Source organism: Streptomyces sp. NPDC054796, assembly GCF_053611545.1.
This window is the reverse complement of record NZ_JBSHAO010000008.1, coordinates 215,698-230,245: the sequence shown is the minus strand read 5'-3', so window position 1 is coordinate 230,245 and position 14,548 is coordinate 215,698. Positions and strand designations below refer to the sequence as shown.

At 69.2% G+C, this 14,548-nt stretch carries 15 protein-coding genes; all 15 read right to left on the bottom strand.

Annotation, left to right across the window (positions count from 1 at the left end; genetic code table 11):
- Positions 1–124: 124 nt before the first annotated feature.
- Entirely contained in the window at positions 125–1,579 is a 1,455-nt protein-coding gene (gene atpD, locus ACWGJ2_RS09915; RefSeq protein ID WP_453345503.1) for a F0F1 ATP synthase subunit beta, read from the bottom strand.
- 4 nt (positions 1,580–1,583) lie between these two features.
- Positions 1,584–2,525 carry a F0F1 ATP synthase subunit gamma gene (locus tag ACWGJ2_RS09910; protein ID WP_453345502.1) on the bottom strand — a complete coding sequence of 314 codons (942 nt, stop codon included), beginning with the start codon at positions 2,523–2,525 and terminating at the stop codon, positions 1,584–1,586.
- A 3-nt stretch (positions 2,526–2,528) separates the two neighbouring features.
- A complete protein-coding gene (gene atpA / locus ACWGJ2_RS09905; protein ID WP_453345501.1) occupies positions 2,529–4,100 on the bottom strand; it encodes a F0F1 ATP synthase subunit alpha in 1,572 nt (523 codons plus the stop codon).
- A 111-nt stretch (positions 4,101–4,211) separates the two neighbouring features.
- Entirely contained in the window at positions 4,212–5,027 is an 816-nt protein-coding gene (locus ACWGJ2_RS09900) for a F0F1 ATP synthase subunit delta (RefSeq protein WP_453345500.1), read from the bottom strand.
- On the bottom strand, positions 5,024–5,578 hold the full coding sequence (locus ACWGJ2_RS09895) for a F0F1 ATP synthase subunit B (RefSeq protein ID WP_453345499.1): 555 nt from the start codon (positions 5,576–5,578) through the stop codon (positions 5,024–5,026). Before ACWGJ2_RS09895 ends, ACWGJ2_RS09900 begins: the two co-directional genes overlap by 4 nt.
- Positions 5,579–5,620: 42 nt before the next feature.
- The gene (atpE, locus tag ACWGJ2_RS09890; protein WP_453345498.1) at positions 5,621–5,872 is read right to left on the bottom strand and encodes an ATP synthase F0 subunit C; all 252 of its coding nucleotides are present in this window, start codon (positions 5,870–5,872) and stop codon (positions 5,621–5,623) included.
- Positions 5,873–5,955: 83 nt separating this feature from the next.
- On the bottom strand, positions 5,956–6,783 hold the full coding sequence (atpB, locus tag ACWGJ2_RS09885) for a F0F1 ATP synthase subunit A (protein ID WP_453345497.1): 828 nt from the start codon (positions 6,781–6,783) through the stop codon (positions 5,956–5,958).
- A gap of 228 nt (positions 6,784–7,011) precedes the next feature.
- The gene (locus tag ACWGJ2_RS09880; protein WP_453345496.1) at positions 7,012–7,464 is read right to left on the bottom strand and encodes a hypothetical protein; all 453 of its coding nucleotides are present in this window, start codon (positions 7,462–7,464) and stop codon (positions 7,012–7,014) included.
- A gap of 236 nt (positions 7,465–7,700) precedes the next feature.
- The gene (locus tag ACWGJ2_RS09875) at positions 7,701–9,116 is read right to left on the bottom strand and encodes an MraY family glycosyltransferase (RefSeq protein ID WP_453345495.1); all 1,416 of its coding nucleotides are present in this window, start codon (positions 9,114–9,116) and stop codon (positions 7,701–7,703) included.
- Between the two features lie 96 nt (positions 9,117–9,212).
- A complete protein-coding gene (locus ACWGJ2_RS09870) occupies positions 9,213–9,869 on the bottom strand; it encodes an arsenate reductase/protein-tyrosine-phosphatase family protein (RefSeq protein ID WP_453345494.1) in 657 nt (218 codons plus the stop codon).
- Entirely contained in the window at positions 9,866–10,513 is a 648-nt protein-coding gene (locus ACWGJ2_RS09865; protein WP_453345493.1) for an L-threonylcarbamoyladenylate synthase, read from the bottom strand. The genes ACWGJ2_RS09870 and ACWGJ2_RS09865 overlap by 4 nt, the downstream gene beginning before the upstream one ends.
- 149 nt (positions 10,514–10,662) lie before the next feature.
- Complete coding sequence (gene prmC, locus ACWGJ2_RS09860) at positions 10,663–11,508, bottom strand: peptide chain release factor N(5)-glutamine methyltransferase (protein WP_453345492.1); 846 nt, start codon at positions 11,506–11,508, stop codon at positions 10,663–10,665.
- 28 nt (positions 11,509–11,536) lie between these two features.
- Positions 11,537–12,616, bottom strand: a complete 1,080-nt coding sequence (gene prfA / locus ACWGJ2_RS09855) for a peptide chain release factor 1 (RefSeq protein WP_453345491.1) — start codon at positions 12,614–12,616, stop codon at positions 11,537–11,539.
- Between the two features lie 137 nt (positions 12,617–12,753).
- Positions 12,754–12,981 (bottom strand): 50S ribosomal protein L31, encoded by a 228-nt coding sequence (gene rpmE / locus ACWGJ2_RS09850; protein ID WP_453345490.1) that lies wholly within the window; start codon positions 12,979–12,981, stop codon positions 12,754–12,756.
- A gap of 249 nt (positions 12,982–13,230) precedes the next feature.
- On the bottom strand, positions 13,231–14,358 hold the full coding sequence (locus ACWGJ2_RS09845) for an LCP family protein (protein ID WP_453345489.1): 1,128 nt from the start codon (positions 14,356–14,358) through the stop codon (positions 13,231–13,233).
- Positions 14,359–14,548 lie beyond the last annotated feature (190 nt).

Genomic DNA, 14,548 nt, shown 5'->3' with positions numbered 1-14,548 from the left:
TTCTTTGGTGGTTGGCTGGTTCTTTTTTTATTTCTTTCCCGGGCTCCTGTGTCGTGTGTTTGGTTCGCTGTGGGGGGGGGGGGGGGGGGCGGCCCCGTGCCCCCGCCCCCGCGACGAGCACGCGTCAGGAGACGCCGAGCTCCTTGGCCTTGGCCTTGAGGTCGTCCAGGCCACCGCACATGAAGAACGCCTGCTCCGGGTAGTGGTCGAAGTCACCGTCGGCGATCGCGTTGAACGCGGCGATGGACTCGTCCAGCGGAACGTCCGATCCGTCCAGGCCCGTGAACTGCTTGGCGGCGTGGGTGTTCTGCGACAGGAAGCGCTCGATCCGGCGGGCGCGGCTGACGGTGAGCTTGTCCTCTTCGCTCAGCTCGTCGATGCCCAGGATGGAGATGATGTCCTGGAGGTCCTTGTACTTCTGAAGGATCGTCTTGACGCGCGAGGCGCAGTCGTAGTGGTCCTGCGAGATGTAGCGCGGGTCCAGGATGCGGGACGTCGAGTCCAGCGGGTCGACCGCCGGGTAGATGCCCTTCTCGGAGATCGGCCGGGACAGCGTGGTGGTCGCGTCGAGGTGCGCGAACACGTTCGCCGGGGCCGGGTCGGTGAGGTCGTCAGCGGGCACGTAGATCGCCTGCATCGAGGTGATCGAGTGACCACGGGTCGAGGTGATGCGCTCCTGGAGCACACCCATCTCGTCCGCGAGGTTCGGCTGGTAGCCCACGGCGGAGGGCATCCGGCCGAGCAGCGTGGAGACCTCGGAACCGGCCTGGGTGAACCGGAAGATGTTGTCGATGAAGAACAGCACGTCCTGGTTCTGCACATCGCGGAAGTACTCCGCCATGGTCAGACCGGCCAGCGCGACCCGGAGACGGGTGCCCGGGGGCTCGTCCATCTGGCCGAAGACCAGCGCGGTCTGCGGGAGGACGCCGGACTCGGCCATCTCCTCGATGAGGTCGTTGCCCTCACGCGTACGCTCGCCCACACCCGCGAAGACGGAAACGCCCTCGTGCAGCTTCGCCACACGCATGATCATTTCCTGGATGAGGACGGTCTTGCCGACGCCCGCGCCGCCGAACAGACCGATCTTGCCGCCCTTGACGTACGGGGTCAGCAGGTCGACGACCTTCAGCCCGGTCTCGAACATCTCGGTCTTGGACTCGAGCTGGTCGAAGGCCGGGGCCTTGCGGTGGATCGGCCAGCGCTCGGTGACCTCGGACTCGGCCTCGGGCTCGTTCAGGATGCGGCCCAGGGTGTTGAACACCCGGCCCTTGGTCACGTCGCCGACGGGCACCGTGATGCCGTCGCCGGTGTCGGTGACCGCGGCCTGACGGACCAGGCCGTCGGTGGGCTCCATCGCGATGGCGCGCACGACACCCTCGCCGAGGTGCTGCGCGACCTCCAGCGTCAGGGTCTTGCGCTTGCCCTCCTCGGCCGGGTCCGCGATCTCGACCGTCAGCGCGTTGTAGATCTCCGGCATCGCGTCGACGGGGAACTCCACGTCGACGACCGGGCCGATGACCCGCGCGACGCGGCCCGCCGCTGCGACCTCCCGGGGGGCCGTCTCAACAGAGGTAGTCATTATGTCAGTCACTCCCCGAAGAAGCGTCAGCCAGCGCACTGGCGCCACCGACGATCTCGCTGATTTCCTGGGTGATTTCGGCCTGGCGGGCCGCGTTGGCGAGTCGCGTGAGCGACTTGATGAGCTCTTCGGCGTTGTCGGTCGCCGACTTCATCGCACGGCGCGTGGCGGCGTGCTTGGAAGCCGCCGACTGAAGCAGCGCGTTGTAGATGCGGCTCTCGACGTACCGGGGCAGCAGGGCGTCGAGGACGTCCTCGGCCGACGGCTCGAAGTCGAACAGCGGGCGGATCTCGGGGCCCTTCTTGGGGGCACCCTCGACGCCCTCGGCCGACTCCTCCGCGCCCTTCTCGAGGGTGAGCGGCAGCAGCCGGTTCGCGACCGGCGTCTGCGTCATCATCGAGACGAACTCGGTGTAGACGACGTGCAGCTCGTCCACGCCGCCCTCGTCCGCCGTGTCGGCCGTGATCGCGTCGATCAGCGGCTCGGCGACGGCCTTGGCGTCGGCGTAGGTCGGGCTGTCCGTGAAGCCCGTCCAGGACTGCTCGACGGCGCGGTCACGGAAGCCGTAGTACGCGACACCCCTGGCGCCGACGACGTAGTTGACGACGGCCTTGCCCTCGCCGGCCAGCCGCTCACTGAGCTGCTCGGCCGCCTTGATGGCGTTGGAGTTGTAGCCGCCCGCGAGCCCGCGGTCGCTCGTGATGAGCAGCACCGCGGCACGGGTGGGCTGCTCCGCCTCCGTGGTCAGGGGGTGGTCCGTCTTGGAGCCCTGGGCGACGGCGGTCACCGCGCGGGTCAGCTCCGTCGCGTACGGCTCGGAGGCCGCCACCCTGCGCTGCGCCTTGACGATGCGCGAGGCAGCGATCATCTCCATCGCCCTGGTGATCTTCTTGGTCGCAGAGACGGACTTGATCCGCCTCTTGTAGACCCTCATCTGGGCGCCCATGGATCAGTCCTCGCCCAGGAGCTTGCCGTCCGAGGTCTCGAACTGCTTCTTGAACTTGTCGACCGCGTCGCTCAGGGTCTGGACCGTGTCGTCGGACATCTTGCCGCCCTCGACGATGCTGGTCATCAGGCCCTTGTTCTCGCGGTGCATGTAGTCGAGCAGCTCGCGCTCGAAGCGCCGGATGTCCTCGACCGGCACGTCGTCCATCTTGCCCTTGGTGCCCGACCAGATGGAGACGACCTGGTCCTCGGTGGCGAACGGGGCGTACTGCGACTGCTTCAGCAGCTCGGTCATCCGCTTGCCGCGCTCCAGCGCCTTCTTGGAGGCGTCGTCCAGGTCGGAACCGAAGGCGGCGAACGCCTCCAGCTCGCGGAACTGGGCGAGGTCCACACGGAGCGACCCTGTGATCTGGCGGATGGCCTTGTGCTGGGCCGAACCACCGACACGGGAGACCGAGATACCGACGTTCAGCGCCGGGCGCTGGCCCGCGTTGAACAGGTCGGACTCCAGGAAGCACTGGCCGTCGGTGATGGAGATGACGTTGGTCGGAATGAACGCCGACACGTCGTTCGCCTTGGTCTCGACGATCGGCAGACCCGTCATCGAGCCCTTGCCCATGTCGTCGGAGAGCTTCGCGCAGCGCTCCAGCAGCCGGGAGTGCAGGTAGAAGACGTCACCCGGGTAGGCCTCACGGCCCGGCGGGCGGCGCAGCAGCAGGGACACAGCGCGGTAGGCGTCGGCCTGCTTGGACAGGTCGTCGAAGACGATCAGGACGTGCTTGCCCTGGTACATCCAGTGCTGCCCGATCGCGCTGCCGGTGTACGGCGCGATGTACTTGAAGCCCGCCGGGTCGGACGCGGGCGCCGCGACGATCGTCGTGTACTCCAGCGCACCGGCCTCCTCCAGCGCGCCGCGCACGGACGCGATGGTGGAGCCCTTCTGGCCGACGGCGACGTAGATGCAGCGGACCTGCTTCTCCGGGTCGCCCGAGCGCCAGTTGTCGCGCTGGTTGATGATCGTGTCGACGGCCAGGGCCGTCTTGCCGGTCTGGCGGTCGCCGATGATGAGCTGACGCTGGCCGCGGCCGATGGGCGTCATGGTGTCGACGGCCTTGTAGCCCGTCTCCATCGGCTCGTGCACGGACTTGCGGTCCATGACCGTCGGCGCCTGGAGTTCGAGGGCGCGGCGGCCCTCGGCCTCGATGTCACCGAGGCCGTCCACCGGGTTGCCCAGCGGGTCCACGACGCGGCCGAGGTAGCCCTCGCCCACCGGAGCCGACAGGACCTCACCGGTGCGGTGCACCTGCTGGCCCTCTTCGATGCCGCTGAACTCGCCGAGGACGACGGCACCGATCTCGCGCTCCTCAAGGTTGAGGGCGAGGCCGAGGGTGCCGTCCTCGAACTTCAGCAGCTCGTTCGCCATGGCCGAGGGGAGGCCCTCGACCTTCGCGATGCCGTCGCCGGCAACGCTGACCGTCCCGACCTCTTCGCGCGAGGCCGCGTCCGGCTCGTACGACTGGACAAAGTTCTCCAGCGCGTCCCGGATCTCATCCGGCCGGATCGTGAGCTCCGCCATCTGGGTTCCCTGCTCTCCTTGTTGGGCCCGAAAGTGTCTCTGGGGGCGCCCCCCAGTGGGTGGTGTCGGCCCAACTCGGGCCGCTACGTGATGCTGTTGAGTTGGTGTGCTTCAGCCGGCCATGCGGCGCTGCGCGTCGTCGAGCCGGTCCGCGACCGAGCCGTTGATGACGTCGTCCCCGATGCGCACCGTGATCCCGCCGAGGACCGTGGGGTCCACGTCCAGGTTCAGGTGCACCTGACGCCCGTACATCCTGGCCAGCACAGCGCCGAGGCGCTGCTTCTGCTGGTCGCTGAGCGGAACCGCCGAGGTCACGATCGCGACCGAGCGGCTGCGACGCTCCGCTGCGAGCTTGGAGAGGGCTTCGAGCCCTCCCTCCAGGCTACGTCCACGTGCCTGGCTCACAAGGCGCGTCACCAGACGCTCCGTGACCGGCTTGGCCCGGCCGCCCAGCAGCGTGTGCAGAAGCTGCGTCTTGGCGGCCGGCCGCGCCTTGTTGCTCGACAGTGCCGAGCGCAGCTCGGGGGACGCGGAGACGGTCCGGGAGAACCGGAACAGCTCGTCCTCGACGTCGTCCAGCGAGCCGTCGCGTTCGGCCGCGACGAGGTCGGCGGAGTCCGCCAGCTCCTCGACGGCGTCGACCAGGTCGCGCGGGGACGACCAGCGCAGCCGCACCAGTCCGGAGACCAGGTCGACGGCCTCGCCGCCGACCTGACCGCCGAGGACGCGCCCGGCCAGCTCGGCCTTCGCCTCACCGGCGCGCGACGGGTCGGTCAGGACCCGGCGCAGCGACACCTCGCGGTCGAGCAGCGCGGTAACGGCGGACAGCTCGTCGGCGAGCCGGGCGGCGTCGACCGAGGTGTTGTCGGTCAGCGCCGTCAGGCTCTCGCGTGCTGTGGCCAGTGCCTCGCGGCTCGCGCCGTTCATCGTGTGGCCTCGGCCTTCGTGCTTCCCTCTTCGAGTTCGTCGAGGAAACGGTCGATCGTGCGGCTCTGGCGGGCGTGGTCCTCGAGGGACTCGCCGACCAGCTTGCCGGCCAGGTCGGTGGCGAGCTTGCCCACGTCCTGGCGCAGGGCCTGCGCCGCCTGCTTGCGGTCGGCCTCGATCTGGGCGTGACCGGCGGCGATGATCTCCTCACGCTGCCGCTGGCCTTCCGCGCGCATCTCGGCGATGAGCGCGGCGCCCTGCTCCTGGGCCTCGGCGCGCAGCCGCGCGGCCTCGTGCCGGGCCTCGGCGAGCTGGTCCTTGTACTGCTTGAGTACCTCGGCCGCTTCCTGCTGAGCCTCTTCGGCCTTCTCGATGCCGCCCTCGATGGCTTCACGGCGCTCGTCCAGAACCCTGTTGATGTTCGGGAGGAGCTTCTTCCAGAGGAAGAAGAAGACGATGGCGAAGGCGAGCAGGCCGATGACGAGCTCTGGGATCGGCGGGACGAGAGGATTCTGCTCCTCCTCGGCCGCCATCTGTACCAGGGCGATCACATCAGTGCCTTTCGTCGGAAAAGGTCAGTCGGTTCCGCTGGATCAGGCACCGCTGGGGTAGACGAAGCCCATGACCAGGCCGATGAGGGCGAGCGCCTCACAGAGGGCGAAGCCGAGGATCTGGTTCTGGCGGATGAGGCCGGCGGCCTCGGGCTGACGGGCGAGAGCCTGGGTGCCGTTACCGAAGACGATGCCGACGCCGATGCCGGGGCCGATGGCGGCCAGGCCGTAGCCGATGGCGGCGAGGTTGCCCTGGATGTTGACGGCGGCGAGGTTCTGGAGAGCAGCAGACATGCTCGTTACTTCCTTCTCGTTCACGGACCGGTGGGGGTTGGCCACCGGACGACTGGTCGGGTGTGGAGAGACGACGGTCGCGATCAGTGGTGCTCTGCGAGCGCGCCCTGGACGTAGTTGGTGGCCAGCAGGACGAAGACGTACGCCTGGATCGCCTGGATGAACAGCTCGAACGCCACCATGACGACCGTCATGACGAAGGAGACGCTGGCGTAGACGATGCCGAGGCCGTTGAGCAGGTACCAGCTCGCGAGCGTGAACAGCAGCAGCAGCGTGTGTCCGGCGAACATGTTGGCGAAGAGCCGCACCGCGTGCGTGAAGGGCCGCACGATCAGGTTCTGGAAGAGCTCCAGCACCATGATCAGCGGGAGCACCGGGCCGAGCGACTTGTCGTAGCCGGAGAGGTTCTTCCAGCCGCCGACGAAACCGTGCTTCTTGAACGTCAGGCTGATCCACAGCACGTACACGATCAGCGCGAGGGCCGCCGGGTACGAGATGATCGAGGTGACGGGGAACTGGGCGAGCGGAACGACCGCCCAGAGGTTCATGATCCAGACGAAGAAGAACAGCGAGACCATGAGCGGGACGTACTTCTCGCCCTCGCGCTTGCCCAGCGCCTCGTAGACGATCCCGCGGCGGACGAAGTCGTAACCGGCCTCGCCGATCATCTGGACCTTGCCAGGCACCAGCTTCGGCTTGGCGAACGCGGCCCAGAAGAACCAGACGATCACCACCGTGCCCACGAGCGCCAGCAGCATCGTCTTGTTGAACTCGATGCCGCCGACGGTCGCCATCGGCTTGAACATGAACGAGTGGAGCCCCGGGGCGGGGAAGCCGCAACCGCTGAAGATGTGGCAATCGGCCTCGAAGGCGAGCATCTGGTCAGCACTCACCGCGGGCTCCTTCTGCATGGCGCATGGATACGGCTACCTCAATGTGTCGGCGCGGCACGGGGCCACGGAGCGGCACTGGACTGGTCGTACGAATGTGGGGGCGGCGAAGGGCGGCTGAGCGGGGAAGCGTGTTCCGTCCCGTGGAACGCGCGTCGCCCGAAGCACACGCCTGCTGCGCCGCAGTTGGAACCGGACCATAGCAGTTGCTCGAACGCGCCTTTATCCCGGCCCTACGCGTTCTGGGTGTCACGAACCGGCCCCGGTGGCGGCGGCCTTCTTCTCGCCCTTCGCACCGCCCGCGGAAGGTTCGGGCTCCACGTACAGGATCTTCGACTTCATGGTGGCCCTGGCCTGTGCGGCGACCCACACGAGGGTGCTGGCCAGCAGGGTGAAAGCGAGCGCCTTGCCGTTGAAGAGCGTGCTGTCCCGCAGGACGAGGAGCACGACGAGGAAGGCGAGGATCTGCGTCGTGTAGAGGAGCAGGCCCATCGCCTGAAAGAGGTGCGGGAGAGACCTGGCTGTGCGCTGGAGAGCGAAGACTCCGATCCCCATGAAGAGGATCACGATGACGGCGCCGACCACCGCTCCGATGGCACCTTCGCCGCCCGCGACCACGCCACTCACCACTGCGGCGACGGCACCGGCGAGGGCGGTCGGGACGGCGCACTGCATAAGCATGCGGGCGTCGTTCGACTGCATGGGAGTTGCTCCGGGGTTTCGGGGGCGTGCGTCTGTCGTCGGAGACGAGCGTATCCCCGGCGCACGAGAGCGAAGTCCCGCCGGAGAGCCATCGCACTGGGGTTCTCCGGGTGTTCACCGGGTTTCGTGAACGGTATCACAAACTATTTGATGAGGTCTTTACCTACATCGTGTGCTACCTGTCACACAAACGAGTGGGGGTGCGCTCATCCGGCTGACGTGACGCACTTTGTCTGTTATGAGCGCTTGTCGATGTTGCGGCGCAGTGCGAAACGCTGCCGCTCACCGATGGCCGTGGCGCCGCTGAGCCCCGCCAGCGCGGGCTCCCGGTCCCCCTCCGACGCCCCCGTGGCCTCCGACTTCGCGGATTCCGGGGCCTTTTCGCGGTCGCCCGGGCCGTCCTCGCCCGCATCCTCCGAACGCCCGTCCCCCGTCGCGGAGTCGGCGCCGTCGAGCGCGGGCTCCCCGCCGTCCGGCACATGCCCACTGCGCCGGTACCGAGGCGGAACGATCGCCTCCGCCCACCTGGGCACGCGCGGCGTGAAGCGCGGCAGCAGCAGCACGACCAGCCCGACGGCGCACAGCAGCACGATGGCCAGCACGATCGCGAGGCTGGAGGACTTCACCGAGAAGGCCACGGCGCCGAACGCGATGAGCGCCGACCAGAAGTACATGATCAGCACGGCGCGGCTGTGCGAGTGCCCGATCTCCAGCAGCCGGTGGTGCAGATGCCCACGGTCGGCGGCGAACGGCGACTGCCCGTTCCAGGTACGGCGGACGATCGCGAGCACCAGGTCGGCCACCGGCACCGCGATGATCGTCAGCGGCAGCAGCAGCGGCATGTAGACGGGCACCATCGAGTGGACGGCGGAGCGCACCGAACCGGCGTGCTCGACCATGACGTCGGGATCGACCTGCCCCGTGATGGACACCGCGCCGGCCGCCAGCACGAGCCCGATCAGCATCGAGCCCGAGTCGCCCATGAAGATCCGCGCCGGATGCATGTTGTGCGGCAGGAAGCCCAGGCACATGCCCATCAGCACGGCGGCGAAGAGGGTGGCGGGCGCCGCCGCCTCGATGCCGTAGCCGTACCAGAGGCGGTACGCGTACATGAAGAACGCCACGGAGGCGATGCAGACCATGCCGGAGGCCAGCCCGTCCAGGCCGTCCACGAAGTTCACAGCGTTGATGGTGATCACGACGAGCGCCACCGTCAGCAGCGTCCCCTGGAGCGGCGTCAGCGCCACGTTGCCCACACCGGGCACCGGGACCCACAGGATCGTCAGCCCCTGGAGCACCATGACACCGGCGGCGATCATCTGCCCGCCGAGCTTGACCAGCGCGTCGACGCCCCACTTGTCGTCCAGGACGCCCAGCAGCCAGATCAGGCCCGCTCCCGAGAGCAGCGCCCGAGGTTCGTCGGAAAGAGTGAACAGCTCGCCGATGTTGGTCAGTTGCGAGGCCACGACGAGCCCCGCGCACAGCCCGCCGAACATCGCGATGCCGCCCAGCCGCGGGGTCGGCTCGCGGTGCACGTCACGCGCGCGGATCTGCGGCATCGCACCGGCGGCGATGGCGAACTTCCGCACCGGTCCGGTCAGCAGGTAGGTGACCGCGGCAGTGACGCACAGCGTCAGCAGATATTCACGCACGGGCTCCCCATGGGGTCTCGCTGGCAGGTCTCGGGAAAACTCAGCAGGCCCACACCCTAAGACACCCGCTGGTGCCCGACGGTTCTGCGTACGCCCCTAGGTGCGCGCCGGGACCCCGGTCAGGGCCGTGACGACCGGGTCGAGCGCGCTGTCGATCTCGTCGCCCACGCTGCGGAAGTACGGGATCGGCGCCCCGTACGGGTCGTAGATCTCGTCGGCCTCCGGGCTCGGGGCCAGCAGCCAGCCGCGCAGCGCCGCCGCGGCCTGCACCAGTGCCCTGGCCCGCTCCACGACGCCCGCCGCGCTGCGCGGCGCGGGGAGCGTGGCGGCGTCTATGGCGCGCACCAGCCGGGTGAACTCCTTCAGCGTGAACGTCCGCAGCCCCGCCGAGTGCCCCATTGAGATGACCTGCGCGCGGTGATCGCGCGTCGCGGTCAGCACGAGGTCGGCGCGGATGACGTGGTCGTCCAGCAGCTCGCGGCCCCGGAAGCCCACGGGGTCGGCGCCGTGCTCCAGCAGCACCTCGGCGGCGTGGTCCTCCATGGGCGCGCCCTCATGGCCCCAGGTGCCCGCGCTCTCGACGACGATGCCGCCGCTGCGGTCGTCGCCCAGCCGGTCGGCCAGGGCATGACGGGTCAGCCGCTCGGTGATGGGCGAGCGGCACACGTTGCCGGTGGAGACGTGGAGGATTCGGAAAACGTCCGGTTCCGCGACCGGTCCCGGTATGCCACGCCCTTCGGGCGGGGTCGTCAATTGCCCACCTCGAGGTCGGGCACGACCTTCCGCAGCTCCTCCGCGCTGAGCGCGCCCGCGCGCAGGAGGACCGGGACCTTCCCCGTGACGTCGACGATGGACGACGGCACCGTGTCCGGGGTCGGCCCGCCGTCGAGGTAGACGGCGATCGCGTCGCCCAGCATGTTCTGCGCGGCGTCGCAGTCCTGCGGCGCGGGGTAGCCCGTGAGGTTGGCCGAGGAGACGGCCATCGGGCCGAACTCCTTGAGCAGTTCGATGGCAACGGGGTGCAGCGGCATCCGCACGGCCACCGTGCCGCGCGTCTCGCCCAGGTCCCAGGTCAGGGACGGCTGGTGCCGCGCGACGAGCGTCAGCGCGCCCGGCCAGAAGGCGTCCACGAGCTCCCAGGCCATCTCCGAGAAGTCCGTCACGAGCCCGTGCAGCGTGTTCGGGGAGCCGACGAGCACCGGTGAGGGCATGCCGCGCCCGCGGCCCTTGGCCTCCAGCAGATCGCCGACGGCATCGGGACTGAAGGCGTCGGCGCCCACGCCGTAGACGGTGTCCGTGGGCAGCACGACGAGTTCGCCGCGGCGCACGGCGGAAGCGGCCTCCCGCAGGCCGGTCTTGCGGTCGGTCGCGTCGGTGCAGTCGTAACGCCGTGCCATCGGAATCCTCCTTGAACTGGCTGCGGGTGCTCCGCGTTTCCTCATACGATGGCGTTCTGTCTTCGGGCAGCGGTCAGGGCTTGACCGCGTCCCGGCTCTGCGGCCGGGAGGGAAGCCATCCCGTGCTAGGCACGGACCGGCGGAGTCACTTACGGCACCTCCCTGCGGGCTGTGGCAAAACGGGGCCGGTTGTTGAGGTCGGGGTGGTCGGCGGCATCCGCCCAGCCGCGGTCCTCCGTGAAGATCCAAGGCACCTGTCCGCCCTGGGTGTCCGCGTGCTCGATGACCACGACACCGCCGGGGCGCAGCAGGCGGTGCGCCGTGCGCTCCAGGCCGCGGATGGTGTCGAGGCCGTCCTCGCCGGAGAAGAGGGCGAGCTGCGGGTCGTGGTCGCGGGCCTCCGGGGCCACATACTCCCACTCCGTGAGCGGGATGTAGGGCGGGTTGGAGACGACGAGATCGACCTGTCCGTCGAGTTCCGGCAGGGCGCTGAGCGCGTCGCCGTGGTGGAGGGTGACGCGGGAGCCCTCGACGTTCTTGCGGGCCCAGCCATAGGCGCCGTCGTCCAGCTCGACCGCGTGCACGCGGGAGCGCGGGACCTCCTGCGCGAGGGCGAGCGCGATGGCGCCCGAGCCCGTGCACAGGTCGACGATGAGCGGCTCGGCCACGTCCATGGCGCGTACGGCGTCTATCGCCCAGCCGACCACGGACTCGGTCTCCGGGCGGGGCACGAAGACACCGGGGCCCACCTGGAGTTCGAGGTAGCGGAAGAAGGCCCGCCCCGTGATGTGCTGCAACGGCTCGCGCGCCTCGCGCCGCGCGACGGCCTCCCAGTAGCGCGCGTCGAAGTCGGCGTCGGGGACGCGGTGCAGCTCGCCCCGCTTGACGCCGTGCACGAAGGACGCCAGTTCCTCGGCGTCGAAGCGCGGCGAGGGCACGCCGGCGTCGGCCAACCGCTGGGTGGCCTGGGCCACCTCGGCAAGCAGCACGTTCACGGGCCTCTCCTACGAGCGCTTACTGGGCTTACTGGGCCGCGGCCAGCTTGGCCGCGGAGTCGGCGTCGACGCACGCCTGGATGACCGGGTCCAGCTCGCCGTCGAGCACCTGGTCCAGGTTGTACGCCTTGAAGCCGACACGGTGGTCGGAGATCCGGTTCTCCGGGAAGTTGTACGTGCGCACCCGCTCCGACCTGTCCACGGTACGGACCTGGCTGCGCCGGGCGTCCGACGCCTCCTTCTCGGCCTCCTCCTGCGCCGCGGCCAGCAGCCGGGCGCGCAGGATGCGCATGGCCTGCTCCTTGTTCTGGAGCTGGCTCTTCTCGTTCTGGCAGGAGACGACGATGCCCGTGGGCTCGTGGGTGATGCGGACAGCCGAGTCGGTGGTGTTCACCGACTGCCCGCCGGGCCCGGAGGAGCGGTAGACGTCGATGCGCAGGTCGTTCGCGTTGATCTCGACGTCGACGTCCTCGGCCTCCGGCAGCACCAGGACACCGGCGGCCGAGGTGTGGATGCGGCCCTGCGACTCCGTCGCGGGCACCCGCTGCACGCGGTGCACCCCGCCCTCGTACTTCAGCCGGGCCCATACGCCCTGGCCCGGCTCGGTCGCCCCGCCGCCGCCCTTGGTCTTGACCGCGACCTGCACGTCCTTGTAGCCGCCGAGGTCGGACTCGTTGGCCTGGATCAGCTCGGTCTTCCAGCCGACGCGCTCCGCGTACCGCAGATACATCCGCAGCAGATCACCAGCGAACAGGGCCGACTCGTCGCCGCCCTCACCCGCCTTGATCTCCAGGATGACGTCCTTGTCGTCGCTGGGGTCGCGGGGCACGAGCAGCAGCCGCAGCTTCTCCGTCAGCTCCTCGCGCCGGGCCTCCAGCTCCTTGACCTCGGCGGCGAACTCGGGTTCCTCCGCGGACAGTTCGCGGGCCGTTTCGATGTCCTCGCCGGTCTGCTTCCAGGAGCGGTAGGCGGTGATGATCGGGGTCAGCTCGGCGTACCGCTTGTTGAGCCTGCGGGCGCCCGCCTGGTCGGCGTGGATCGCGGGGTCGGCGAGCTTGCTCTCAAGGTCGGCGTGCTCGCCGATGAGTTCCTCGACCGCCTCGAACATCGCAATAGTCCCTTACGTGGAAGAAGTGGGCGCCTGCCGGAAGGAGCGACAGCGGGCACTGGGCGGCCCGCAGCAAAAAGAGCGCCGGTCCGGGCCGCCCTGCACGGGGCGGGCCGAGGACCGGCGCTCCTGAGCCGCTACTTGTTGGCGGACCCGGTGCCGCTCTTGCCGAAGCGGGCCTCGAAGCGGGCCACACGGCCACCGGTGTCGAGGATCTTCTGCTTGCCGGTGTAGAAGGGGTGGCACGCGGAGCACATGTCGGCGCGGATGACGCCGCCGCTCACGGTGCTACGGGTGGTGAACTCGTTACCGCAGGTGCAGCTCACCTGGGTCTCGACGTACTCCGGGTGGATGTCGCGCTTCAAGGTGTCTCCTAGGTTTCGGGAGGGCGCCGGGTCGGAGGAACGGATTGTCCGCCGTGAACCGGGGCCGACGAACCAGTTTGCCACTACTGGCCGCACCCCCCAAAACCGGGGGCGGGCCCCCGTTATTCCCACGCCCGCGCCCCGCGCGGCCCGGAGCGTGCGCCGGTGCGCGCGAGGTCACGGACGGTGCGCTCGGCCGTACGGAGAGTGCGCCGGGGCGCGTACGGGCAGTGGGCCGGGGACGGTGGCCTACTTGACCACGCCTCCTATGTCGGTCTGGTCACCGGCGGAGTCCTTGGTCGCGGACTTCGGGATGCTCCGGTCCTTCCGCAGCGCCGCCCAGACCTGCTCGGTCTTGTCCTCCAGCGGTATGACGCGGTTGGGGTCGGCCGGGTCGTACTCGACCGGCAGCGTCGTCATCTGGATGTCGTCGGACTTGACGCCCTTGAGCATCTGGGCCATGCCCGACAGCTCGTTGACGGAGTCCAGCTCGGAGTCGGTCGTCACGGAGGCGGTGGCCGTGTCCGCGAGGTCGTAGAGCCGCTTCGGGTTGCTGAACAGCCCGATGCTGTTGACCTGGTCCATCAGCGCCTTGATGAACGCCTGCTGGAGCTGGATGCGGCCCAGGTCGCTGCCGTCGCCGACGCCGTGGCGCGTACGGACGAGGCCGAGCGACTGCTCCCCGTCGAGCCGGTGGGTGCCGGCGGGCAGGTCGAGGCGGCTGTCCTTGTCCTTGATCTTCTTCGTGGTGGTGATCTCGACGCCGCCGAGGGTGTCGATCAGCTTCTTGAAGCCGGAGAAGTCGACCTCTACGTAGTGGTCCATCCGCACGCCGGACAGCGACTCCACCGTCTTCACGGCGCAGGCCGGGCCGCCGACCTCGTAGGCGCTGTTGAACATCGCCTTCTGCGCGGGCGCCTGCTGTCCGCTGTCGTCGTCCTTCTCGCAGGCGGGGCGCTGGACGATGGTGTCGCGCGGTATCGAGACGACGCTCGCCGCGTCGTGCTTCTCGTTGACGTGCACGATCATCGCGGTGTCGGAGCGCTGGCCGCCCTGGTCGGCCCCGTACTCGGCGTTGTCGCCCGAGCGGGAGTCGGAGCCGAGGACGAGTATGTCCATCGATCCGTTCGGCACGTCGACCGGCCTGTCCGTGCCGAGCGCGGCGTTGATGTCGACGCCGGAGATGTTGCCGTTGAGCTTGAAGTAGACGAAGCCGAGGCTGGAGCCGCCCAGGACGACCGCTGCCGCCGCCGTCCACGCGGTCACCTGGACCGCTCGCTGACGCCGCGTACGCGGCTTCCGGCGGCGGCCGGTGGCACGTATGCCCCCGGCCCGACGTGAGGCCGCCGACACCCCGTCCGTGCTGTCGTCAGCCATCTTCACTTCCCTCTGTTCTGCCGGTACTGCCGTCGTGGCTCTTTCCTGCTGGGACGTGACGTCCCGCGGAAGGGTTGCACAACGTGTGAGCGGCCTGCGCGGACCGGGGCGGGTGTGCCGCGTGAGGGGTACTGGGGCGTTTCCTCGCCTCTACCTGCGACGACGCGGCGTCGGGCGGCGGCTCCGGCTG

Bases quoted from the DNA above. Each gene is read 5' to 3' on its own strand.
- atpD (WP_453345503.1), bottom strand. From the start codon at position 1,579: ATGACTACCTCTGTTGAGACGGCCCCCCGGGAGGTCGCAGCGGCGGGC.
- ACWGJ2_RS09910 (WP_453345502.1), bottom strand. From the start codon at position 2,525: ATGGGCGCCCAGATGAGGGTCTACAAGAGGCGGATCAAGTCCGTCTCT.
- atpA (WP_453345501.1), bottom strand. From the start codon at position 4,100: ATGGCGGAGCTCACGATCCGGCCGGATGAGATCCGGGACGCGCTGGAG.
- ACWGJ2_RS09900 (WP_453345500.1), bottom strand. From the start codon at position 5,027: ATGAACGGCGCGAGCCGCGAGGCACTGGCCACAGCACGCGAGAGCCTG.
- atpE (WP_453345498.1), bottom strand. From the start codon at position 5,872: ATGTCTGCTGCTCTCCAGAACCTCGCCGCCGTCAACATCCAGGGCAAC.
- atpB (WP_453345497.1), bottom strand. From the start codon at position 6,783: ATGCAGAAGGAGCCCGCGGTGAGTGCTGACCAGATGCTCGCCTTCGAG.
- ACWGJ2_RS09880 (WP_453345496.1), bottom strand. From the start codon at position 7,464: ATGCAGTCGAACGACGCCCGCATGCTTATGCAGTGCGCCGTCCCGACC.
- ACWGJ2_RS09865 (WP_453345493.1), bottom strand. From the start codon at position 10,513: ATGGCACGGCGTTACGACTGCACCGACGCGACCGACCGCAAGACCGGC.
- prfA (WP_453345491.1), bottom strand. From the start codon at position 12,616: ATGTTCGAGGCGGTCGAGGAACTCATCGGCGAGCACGCCGACCTTGAG.
- ACWGJ2_RS09845 (WP_453345489.1), bottom strand. From the start codon at position 14,358: ATGGCTGACGACAGCACGGACGGGGTGTCGGCGGCCTCACGTCGGGCC.